At 75.8% G+C, this 11,220-nt stretch carries 2 protein-coding genes; both read right to left on the reverse strand.

Annotated features, from left to right (window positions below):
* On the reverse strand, positions 1-4,312 hold a 4,312-nt coding region (locus tag ACZ4WZ_RS33595), incomplete at its 3' end, for a type I polyketide synthase (RefSeq protein ID WP_467896864.1).
* 38 nt (positions 4,313-4,350) lie between these two features.
* Positions 4,351-11,220 (reverse strand): SDR family NAD(P)-dependent oxidoreductase (locus tag ACZ4WZ_RS33600; protein ID WP_467896866.1); only part of this gene is annotated, 6,870 nt, incomplete at its 5' end.

The following is an 11,220-nucleotide window of genomic DNA, read 5'->3' on the forward strand; positions in this document are numbered from 1 at the left end:
CCAGCGCACCCGTACCCCCGGTGATCAACACCGTCCCCTCCGCACCCCACACCGCACCCCCGGCAGAAACCACCGCCGCCCGCACCAGGCGCGGGGAGAGGGCGGTGCCCGTACGCAGGGCGAGCTGGTCCTCGCCGGTGGCGACGGCCCGTTCCAGGGCGGAGCGGGAGGCGTCGGTGCCGTCGAGGTCGACGAGCTGGATCCGGTCGGGGTGTTCGGACTGCGCCGAGCGGACCAGGCCCCACAGCGGGGCGAGGGTCAGGTCCGGCGCGGGGTCGCCGGGTCCGGTGCGGACCGCGCCGGTGGTGGTGACGACCAGGCGCGGGGCGGCGAGGCGTTCGTCGGCGAGCCAGTCGCGGAGGGTGGCCAGGAGCGCGGCCGTGGTGGCGCGGGCGGCGCGGGCCGGGTCGTCCCCGGATCCGGATCCGGAGCCGGAGCCGGTGGCGTTGGCGGTGGGGTTCGGGTGGGTGAGGAGGACGTGGGTGGGGGCGGCGGTTCCGGCGTCGAGGGCGGCGGTCAGCGCGCCGAGGTCGGGGAAGTCGGCGCCGCCGAGCTCGGCCCATGTGCCGGGGGGCGCGTCGGCGGGCAGCGGAACGTCGTTCCAGGTGACGCGGTGCAGGGTGTCCGTGCGGGCGCCCTGGAGGCGGTCGGGGGTGACGGGCAGCAGGCTGAGGGCGTTCACGGTGGCGACGGGCCGGCCCTCGGGGTCGGCGAGGTCCACGGCGAGTTCGCCGTCGCCGGCCGGGGTGATGCGGACCCGCAGGGCGATCGCTCCGGTGGCGTGCAGGCACACTCCGCTCCACGCGAAGGGCAGCCGTACGCCGTCGGAGGCGGTGTCGGCCCCGAGGAGCGCGGCGTGCAGGGCGGCGTCGAGGAGGGCGGGGTGCAGGCCGAAGGCCGCCGCCTCCTCGCGCTGCGCCGCATCCAGCGCCACCTCCGCGTACACGACCCCGTCCACGCTCCAGGCCGCCCTGAGGCCCTGGAAGGCGGGCCCGTACGCATAACCGGCCTCGGCCGTCCGCGCGTAGAACCCCCCCACGTCGAGGGACCGCGCCCCGGCCGGCGGCCAGACGGACAGGTCCACCGCGAGGCCGGGCGCGGCGGTGGGGGCGACGACGCCGGAGGCGTGCCGGGTCCAGGCGGTGTCCGCGCCGGGGTCGTCGGGCCGCGCGTAGACGGCCACCGGGCGGCTGCCGTCGGCGGCGGGTTCTCCGACCACGAGCTGGAGCTGGACGGTGCCGGTCGCGGGCAGCACCAGCGGGGCTTCCAGGGTGAGCTCGCGCAGCTGTCCGCAGCCCGCCTCGTCGCCCGCGCGGACGGCGAGCTCGACGAAGGCGGTGCCCGGCAGCAGGACGGTGTCGCCTACGGCATGGTCGGCGAGCCAGGGGTGGCTGCGCAGGGAGATCCGGCCGGTCAGCAGGAAGCGGTCCCCATCGGCGGAGCGTACGGACGCGCCCAGCAGCGGGTGTCCGGCGTCGGCCAGTCCCGCGGCGGACACGTCGGCGGCGCCGGCCGCCGCCCCGGCCCAGTACCGGCGGCGCTGGAAGGCGTACGTGGGCAGGTCGACCGTACGGGGGGCGTGTCCGGCGAGCACGGCGGGCCAGTCCGGGGAGGCGCCCCGGGTCCAGGCCTCCGCGAGGGAGGTGAGGAAGCGCTGCGGGCCGCCCTCGTCGCGGCGCAGGGAGCCGAGGGCGACGGCGGGCACGCCGACGGCGTCGATGGTCTCCTGGACGCCGACGGCGAGCACCGGGTGGGCGCTGACCTCGATGAAGAAGCCGTGGCCGCGTGCGAGGAGGGCGCGGATGCCGTCCTCGAAGCGCACGGTCCGGCGCAGGTTGGCGTACCAGTATTCGGCGTCCAGTTCGGTGCCGTCGACGGGCCGTCCGGTGACCGTGGACAGGAACGGTACGCGGGTCCTGCGCGGGGTGATGCCGGCGAGGGCTCCGATGACGGCGTCGCGGATCTCCTCGACCTGGGGGCCGTGGGAGGCGTAGTCGACGTTGACGCGGCGGGCGCGGACGCCGTCGGCCTCACAGGCGGCGAGCAGTTCGTCGAGGGCCTGGGGGGTGCCGGAGACGACGGTGGAGCGGGGGCCGTTGACGGCGGCGACGGCGAGCCGGTCGCCCCAGGCGCGGATGCGTTCGGCGACGGCGTCGGCGGTGTCGGCGACGGACATCATGCCGCCCTTGCCGGCCAGCGCGAGGAGCGCCTTGGCGCGCAGGGCGGAGACCTTCGCGGCGTCCTGGAGCGACAGGGCGCCGGAGACGGCGGCGGCGGCGATCTCTCCCTGGGAGTGGCCGACGACGGCGGCGGGTTCGATGCCGCTCGCCCGCCACAGCTCGGCGAGGGAGACCATGACGGCCCACAGGACGGGCTGGACGACGTCGACGCGGTCGAAGCCGGGTGCGCCGTCCTCCTGGCGCAGGACGCCGAGGAGGGACCAGTCGGTGTACGGGGCGAGGGCCTCGGCGCACTCGTCGAGGCGGGCGGCGAACGCCGGGGAGGATCCGTACAGTTCGACGGCCATGCCCACCCACTGGGAGCCCTGCCCGGGGAAGACGAAGGCGGTCTTGCCCTCGATGTCGGCGGTGCCCTCGACGAGCCGGGCGGCGCTCTCGCCGGCGGCGAGCCGGGCGAGCGCGTCCAGCCGGGCGTCCGCGCCGGCTTCGCCGTCGGTGCCGGTGTCCGGGCCGGCCACGACGACCGCGCGGTGGGCCAGTGCGGAGCGGGTGACGGCGAGGGAGAGGGCGGTGTCGGCGGGCCGCGGGGCGTCCGCGCCGGTGCCGGTGCCGGCGGTGAAGGCGTGCAGCCGGCCGGCCTGGCCGCGCAGGGCGGCCTCGCTGTGGCCGGAGAGCGGCCAGGGCGTGGGGGCCCCGGCCGTGAAGGGGGCGGGGCCGGCCGCCGGGGCGGGGGCGTCCTGCTCGGTGGATGCGGCCTGCTCCAGGATGAGGTGGGCGTTGGTGCCGCTGATGCCGAACGCGGAGACGGCGGCCCGGCGGGGGCGTTCGAGGTCGGGCCACTCTCGGGCGTCGGTGAGGAGTTCGACGGCGCCGGCCGACCAGTCGACGTGCGGGGTGGGCTCGTCGACGTGGAGGGTCTTGGGGAGGACGCCGTTGCGGATCGCCATCGTCATCTTGATGACTCCGGCGATGCCGGCGGCCGCGGCGGTGTGTCCGATGTTGGTCTTCAGCGAGCCCAGCCACAGCGGGGCGGCCTGCGGCCGGTCCTGGCCGTAGGTGGCGATGACGGCCTGCGCTTCGATCGGGTCGCCGAGGGTGGTTCCGGTGCCGTGCGCCTCGACGACGTCGACGTCGCGCCCGCGCAGCCGGGCGTTGGTCAGGGCCTGGCGGATGACGCGCTGCTGGGAGGGGCCGTTGGGGGCGGCGAGGCCGTTGCTGGCGCCGTCCTGGTTGGTGGCGGAGCCCCGGATGACGGCGAGGACGTGGTGACCGTTGCGGCGGGCGTCGGAGAGCCGTTCGAGGACGATCACGCCGACGCCCTCGCCCCAGCCGGTGCCGTCGGCGGCGGCGGCGAAGGCCTTGCAGCGGCCGTCCTCGGAGAGGCCGCGCTGGCGGCTGAACTCGACGAACAGGCCGGGGACGGACATGACGCTCACGCCGCCGGCGAGCGCCATCGAGCACTCGCCGTTGCGGAGCGCCTGGGCGGCGAGGTGCAGGGCGACCAGTGAGGAGGAGCAGGCGGTGTCGACGGTGACGGCCGGGCCCTCGAAGCCGTAGTGGTAGGCGAGCCGTCCGGAGACGACGCTGCCGGAGGTGCCGGTGAGGGAGTAGCCCTCGGCGCCGCCCTGGGTGTTGTGCCCTCCGACGATGTAGGCGGGCGTCGCGGCGCCCACGTACACGCCGGTCCGGGTGCCCTTGAGGGTTCCGGGGTCGAGCCCGGCCCGTTCCAGCGCCTCCCAGGAGGTCTCCAGCAGGACCCGCTGCTGCGGGTCCATGGCCAGTGCCTCGCGCGGGGAGATGCCGAACAGGCCGGGGTCGAAGTCCGGCGCGTCGTGCAGGAAGCCGCCGGAGCGGGTGTACGTGGTCCCGGGGTGATCGGGGTCCGGGTGGTAGAGGGTGTCGAGGTCCCAGCCCCGGTCGGCGGGGAACCCGGATATCGCGTCCCGTCCCTCCGCGACCAGGCGCCACAGGTCCTCGGGGGAGCGGACCCCGCCCGGGTAGCGGCAGGCCATGCCCACCAGGGCGATGGGCTCGTTGCCCCGGCTCTCGGCCTCACTGAGCCGCTGCCGGGTCTCGTGGAGCTCGGCGGCCACTCGCTTGAGGGACTCGACCAGCTTGTCCTCGTTCGCCATCGCGGCGTGTCCTTCCCTGTTCTCGCGGTCGCCGGGGATCAGGAGACCCCGAGCTCGTTCTGGATGAAGTCGAGTACCTCGTCGGCCGAGGCCGACTGGAGCCGGTCCGCCACGTCCTCCCCGTCGGCGGATGCCGTCGGCGCGGAGGCGGACGCCGCCGCCTTCCAGCGCTGGAGGAGTTCCTCGATGCGGCCGGTCACCTCGTCGTGTCCGGGTGCCTCGGGGTCGGCAGCGAGCACGGCCACTTCGAAGCGGCCGAGTTCGGCGAGCAGGTCGGCGCCCGGGGCGGCGGCCTGCTGGGGCACCAGCTCGTTCAGCAGGTGCTTGGCGAGCGTGCCGGCCGTCGGGTAGTCGAAGATCAGCGTGGGGGGCAGCCGCAGTCCGGTGACGGCCCCCAGCCGGTTGCGGAACTCGACGGCGGTCAGCGAGTCGAAGCCGAGTTCCTTGAAGGTGCGGTCCGCGCCGACGGCGGCGGGCGCCCCGTGTCCGAGGACGGTGGCGACGTTGGTCCGCACCAAGTCCAGCAGCAGGTGTTCCCGTTCCGATTCCGGCTGGGCGGCGAGCCGCCGGTCCAGCGGCTCGGCGCCCTCGGCGACGGCCGGTCCGGCGATGCGGCGTGCCGGGGCGCGTACGAGGCCCTTGAGCACGTCGGGCAGGGAACCGTCGCGGGCCGTCCCGCGCAGTCCGGCCAGGTCCAGCCGGACGGGGGCGAGCAGCGGCTCGTCCTGGCACAGGGCGTCGTCGAGGAGGGTCAGGCCCTGCTCGTTGGTCATGGGCAGGAAGCCGGACCGGCCGAGGCGGGCGAGGTCGGTGGTGTCGAGTCCGGCGGTCATGCCGCTGGACTCGGCCCAGTGGCCCCAGGCGAGGGAGACGCCGGGCCGTCCGTGGGCGCGCCGGTGCTGGGCGAGCGCGTCGAGGAAGGTGTTGCCGGCCGCGTAGTTGGCCTGGCCCGGGTTGCCGAGGACGCCGGCCGCCGACGAGTAGAGGACGAAGGCGGTCAGGTCGAGGTCGCGGGTGAGTTCGTGCAGGTTGACGGCGGCGTCGACCTTGGGCCGCAGTACGCGGGCCAGCCGGTCGGCGTCGAGCGAGCCGAGGACTCCGTCGTCCACGACTCCGGCGGTGTGGACGACCCCGCGCAGCGGCCGGTGGGCGGGGATCGCGGCGAGGAGGGCGGCCAGCGCGTCGCGGTCGGCGGCGTCACAGGCCACCACCTCGGCCGTGCCGCCCAGCCCGGCTATCTCCGCCACCAGTTCGGAGGCGCCGGGGGCGTCCGGGCCGCGCCGGCCGGCGAGCAGCAGGTGCCGTACGCCGTGCGTCGTCACCAGGTGCTTGGCGACGAGCGCGCCCAGGGTGCCGGTACCGCCGGTGATCAGGACCGTGCTATCCGGGTCCCAGCCCTGCGGAACCGTCAGCACGATCTTCCCCGTGTGCCTGGCCTGGCTCATGAACCGGAACGCCTCCGGCGCCCGCCGGACGTCCCACGCACGGACGGGCAACGGCCGCAGCACGCCCGCCTCGAACAGCCGGCCCAACTCGGCGAGCATCTCGCCGATCCGCTCCGGTCCGGCCTCCATCAGGTCGAAGGCCCGGTAGCGCACGCCCGGGTAGGCGTGGGCCACGTCCTGCGGGTCCCGGATGTCGGTCTTGCCCATCTCGACGAAGCGGCCGCCGCGCGGCAGCAGCCGCAGCGAGGCGTCCACCAGTTCCCCGGCCAGGCAGTCCAGGACCACGTCCATGCCCCGGCCGCCGGTCGCGTGCGTGAACCGCTGCTCGAAGGAGGTCGAGCGGGAGGACCCGTAGTGGGCGCCCTCCAGCCTGACCTGCCGGCGCAGTACGCCCCACTTGGCCTCGCTGGCCGTGCCGAACACCTCGGCACCCAGGTGGCGGGCCAGTTGGACGGCTGCCATGCCCACGCCGCCGGCCGCCGAGTGCACGAGAACGCGTTCCCCGGCCTCCAGCCCGGCCAGGTCGACGAGCGCGTAGTAGGCGGTCAGGAACACCGCGGGCACGGAGGCGGCCTGCTCGAAGGACCAGCCCTCGGGCATCCGCGCCAGCATCCGCGCGTCGGCGACGGCCACCTCCCCGAACGCGTGCGGGACCATGCCCATCACCCGGTCGCCGGGGGCGAGGCCGGTGACGCCCGGGCCCGTCTCGGTGACGACGCCGGAGGCCTCGCTGCCCAGGACGATCTTGTCCGGGTACATGCCGAGCGCCATCAGGACGTCACGGAAGTTCAGACCGGCCGCGCGGACCGCGATCCGCACCTGCCCGGGGGCGAGCGGCTCGGCCGCCTCCGGGAACGGGGTGAGGGCCAGGCTCTCCAGAGTGCCGCCGCCGGTGGTGTCGAGCCGCCAGTGCGGGGCGTCCCGCGGCGGGGCGAGCAGCGCCCCCGCGTCGGTGCGGGCCAGCCGCGGGACGAGGAACTCCCCGTCGCGGACGGCGATCTGGCTCTCGCCGGTGGCGACGGCCGGGATCACCGGGGCGTCCTCGACGGCGGTGTCCGTGTCGACGAGGACGAGCCGGCCGGGGTTCTCGGCCTGCGCGGAGCGCACCAGGCCCCAGAGCCCGGCGTGCGTCAGGTCGGTGACGTCCTCACCCGGGCGGGCCGCGACCGCGCCGCGCGTCGCCACGACCAGACGGGACGAGGCGAACGCGGGCTCGGCGAGCCAGTACTGGAGCGTGCTCAGCATGGCCGCGGTGGCCTCCCGGACGCCGTCGGCCCGTACGGCGGTCCGCGTCCGGGCGACCGGCAGCAGCACCGCGTCGGGGGCGGGGGCGCCGCCCACGACGGCGGCGGCCAGCGTCTGGAGGTCGGGGTGGGCCGGCAGGCCCGCCCCGTCCGGGTCGTCGGCCGGGGAGCCGAGCACCGCCCAGTTCAGCTGCGGTGCGTCGGCGGCGGTGGCCGTCGTCCAGTCGACCCGGTACAGGGTGTCCTGATCGGCCGACCTCGCCCGGTGCAGCTGGTCGTGGGAGACCGGCAGCAGGGTGAGGGAGTCGATGGTCGCGACCGGCAGCCCGGCCGGGTCCACGACGGTGACCGCCACCGCGTCGGCGCCGTCCGGCACCAGACGGACCCGTACGGCCGAGGCCCCCTCGGCGTGCACGGTCACCCCGCTCCAGGCGAAGGGCAGCCGCAGACCGCTGACGGCACCGGACGCGACGTCGAGCAGCATGCCGTGCAGGGAGGCGTCGAGCAGGGCCGGGTGCACGCCGAACGCGGCGGCCTCCTCCTGCCGGGCCGGGTCGAGGACGACCTCGGCGTAGACCTCCTCGCCGGACCGCCAGGCGGCCTTGAGGCCCTGGAAAGCGGGCCCGTAGGCGTAACCGGCCTCCGCGAGGCCCTCGTAGAACCCGCGCAGGTCGACCGGCCGGGCCCCGGCGGGCGGCCACACCGCGAACTCCGCGCCGCTCGGCGCGGGTCCTGCGGCGGTGAGGGTGCCGGTGGCGTGCCGGGTCCACGGCAGGGCCGCCTCGGCACCCTCCGGCCGCGAGTGGATCACGACGCTGCGGGAGTCCGACCCGCCGTCCGGAGCGCCCACGGCGATCTGGAGGCGGGCCGCGCCGCGCTCCGGGAGCGCGAGCGGGGCTTCCAGGGTCAGCTCTTCCAGGCGGCCGCAGCCCACTTCGTCGCCCGCGCGGAGCGCGAGTTCCACGAACGCGGTGCCGGGCAGCAGGACCGTGCCGGCCACCGTGTGGTCGACGGCCCACGGAAGGGTGTCGGCGGACAGCCGGCCGGTGAGGACCAGCCCGTCCCCGTCGGCCAGGTCGACCGAGGCGCCGAGCAGGGGGTGGGCGGCGGAGGTCAGGCCGAGTCCGGCCGCGGAGCCGTTCGAGTTCCGGGAGGGGGCGAGCCAGAACCGCTCGTGTTCGAAGGCGTACGTCGGGAGGTCCACCCGGCGGGCCGGGCGGCCGGCGAGGAGCGGGGTCCAGTCGACGGGGAGGCCGCGGGTCCAGGCTTCGGCGAGGGCGCCGAGGAAGGCCTCGGGCTCGGGCCGGTCCTTGCGCAGGACGGGCGCCAGCAGCCCGGAGAAGGTGTCGGGAAGCGACTCCCCCGCCATGGCGGCGAGGACGCCCTGCGGGCCGAGCTCGAGGAAGTGCCCCACGCCCTGCGCGGCCAGGTGGGCGACACCGTCACCGAAACGGACAGCTGCCCGGACGTGCTCCACCCAGTAGTCGGCCGTGAACTCCTCGACCTGCCCGCCGGTCACGTTGGAGACGACCGGAATGGCGGGCGCGGCGTAGGTCAGGGACTCCGCGACCTCCCGGAACGCCTCCAGCATCGGCTCCATCAGCGGCGAGTGGAACGCGTGCGAGACCGTCAGCCGCTTGGTCTTGCGACCCCGCGCGGCCAGTTGCGCGGCCACCGCCAGGACCGCGTCCTCCGCACCCGAAACCACCACCGAAGACGGGCCGTTGACCGCCGCGATGTCGACATCCGCCGACAGCAGCGGCCGCACCTCGTCCTCACCGGCCAGGACGGACACCATCGCCCCGCCCTCCGGCAGCGCACCCATCAGCGCACCGCGGGCACGGACCAGTGCCGACGCGTCGGCCAGCGAGAGGACCCCCGCCACGTGCGCGGCCGCGATCTCACCGATCGAGTGACCCGCCACGAAGTCCGGACGCACACCGAAGGACTCCACCAGCCGGTACAACGCCACCTCGAGAGCGAACAGGGCCGGCTGCGTGAACTCGGTGCGGTGGACCCCGTCCCCGCCCCCGAAGACGATCTCCCTCAGCGGGAAGCCGAAGTGCCCGCACACCTCGTCAAAAGCCGCCGCGAACACCGGCTGGGCCGCGTACAACTCACGCCCCATCCCCGCACGCTGCGCACCCTGCCCCGAGAACAGGAAGGCGAGCCGCTCGCCGGTGCCCGTGAGGCCCTGCGTCACGCCGGGTGCGCCCGTGCCCTCGGCGAGGGCGCGGAGTCCGGCCGCGAAGCCGTCCCGGTCCTCGGCGAGCACCACCGCGCGGTGCTCCAGCGGCGACCGGGTGGTCAGCAGCGCGGTGGCGACGTCCGCGGTCTGGACGGAACCGTCCAGGTCCAGCAGCCGTGCGGCCTGGCCGCGCAGTGCTCCGGCGCTGCGCGCCGAGACCACCCAGGGCAGCAGCCGGGCGGGCTCCTGCTCCGTGGCGGGCGCGGGCTCCTGCGGCCCCTCCTCGATGATCACGTGGGCGTTGGTGCCGCTGATGCCGAACGAGGAGACGCCGGCCCGGCGCGGACGGCCGGTCTCCGGCCATTGCACGGCCTCGGTGAGCAGTTCCACGGCGCCCGCGGACCAGAGCACCTCGGGGGTGGGCTCGCCGACGTGCAGGGTCTTCGGGAGGACCCCCTCGCGCAGGGCCATGACCATCTTGATGACGCCCGCGACGCCCGCGGCGGCCTGGGCGTGTCCGATGTTCGACTTCAGCGAGCCGAGCCACAGCGGCCGGTCCTCGGGCCGGTCCTGGCCGTAGGTGGCCAGGAGGGCCTGCGCCTCGATGGGGTCGCCGAGGGTGGTGCCCGTGCCGTGCGCCTCGACGGCGTCCACGTCCTGCGGGGCGAGGCGGGCGTTGGCGAGGGCCTGGCGGATGACGCGCTGCTGGGCGGGGCCGTTGGGGGCGGTCAGGCCGTTGGAGGCACCGTCCTGGTTGGTCGCCGTACCGCGCACCACGGCGAGGACGCGGTGGCCGTTGCGGCGGGCGTCGGAGAGCTTCTCCAGGAGGAGCACGCCCACGCCCTCGGCCCAGCCGGTGCCGTCGGCGTCGGCGGAGAAGGACTTGCAGCGGCCGTCGGCGGCCATGCCGCGCTGGCGGCTGAACTCGACGAACACGCCGGGGGTGGCCATGACGGCGACGCCGCCGGCCAGCGCCATCGTGCACTCGCCCTGGCGCAGGGACTGCGCGGCCAGGTGGAGGGCGACCAGCGAGGAGGAGCAGGCGGTGTCGACGGTGACGGCCGGGCCCTCCAGCCCGAAGGTGTAGGCGACGCGGCCGGAGACCACGCTGCCCTGGGTGCCGGTCAGGCCGTATCCCTCGACGCGCTGCGGGTTCTCCTCGACGCGGAAGGCGTAGTCGTGGTGCATCGCTCCGGCGAAGACGCCGGTGCGGCTGCCGCGCACGCTGTCGAGGTCGAGCCCGGCCCGCTCGAAGACCTCCCAGGAGGCTTCGAGGAGGAGCCGCTGCTGCGGGTCCATGGCGAGGGCCTCGCGCGGCGAGATCCCGAAGAGGACGGGGTCGAAGTCGCCCGCTCCGTAGAGGAATCCGCCCTCGCGGGCGTAGGTGGTGCCCAGCCGGTCGGGGTCGGAGTCGAAGAGGGTGGCGAGGTCCCAGCCGCGGTCGGTGGGGAAGCTGGCGACGGCGTCGCCGCCTTCGGTGACGAGCCGCCACAGGTCCTCGGGCGAGGAGACCCCGCCGGGGTAGCGGCAGGCCATCCCGACGATCGCGATCGGCTCGTCGGGGGCGGCGGCGGCCGGGGCGGCCGCGGCCGGCTCGTCGGTGCCGGCGGCCGGTGCTCCGTCGTGTGCGCCGAGCAGCTCGGTGAGCAGGAAGCGGGCGGCCGCGTTGATCGTGGGGTGGTCGAAGACGATGGTGGCGGGCAGCCGCAGGCCGGTGGCGGCGCCGAGCTGGTTGCGCAGTTCGACGGCGGTGAGGGAGTCGAAGCCGAGCTCCTTGAACGCCTTGTCGGGGCGGATCGCCGACGGGTCGGCGTGGCCGAGCACCGCCGCGACCCGGCCGCGCACGAGGTCGAGGAGTTCGCGTTCCCGCTCGGCACCGTCGAGGGCGGCGAGGCGGCGGACCAGCGAGGAGACCTCGGCCTCCGGGGCGGCCGCCTCGACGGCGCGCCGGGCGGGGGTGCGGACCAGGGAGCGCAGCAGTGGGGGCAGCAGCCCGGCGGCGGCGCGCGTGCGCAGGGTCGCCGCGTCCAG

The organism is Streptomyces sp. NPDC029122, assembly GCF_055569445.1.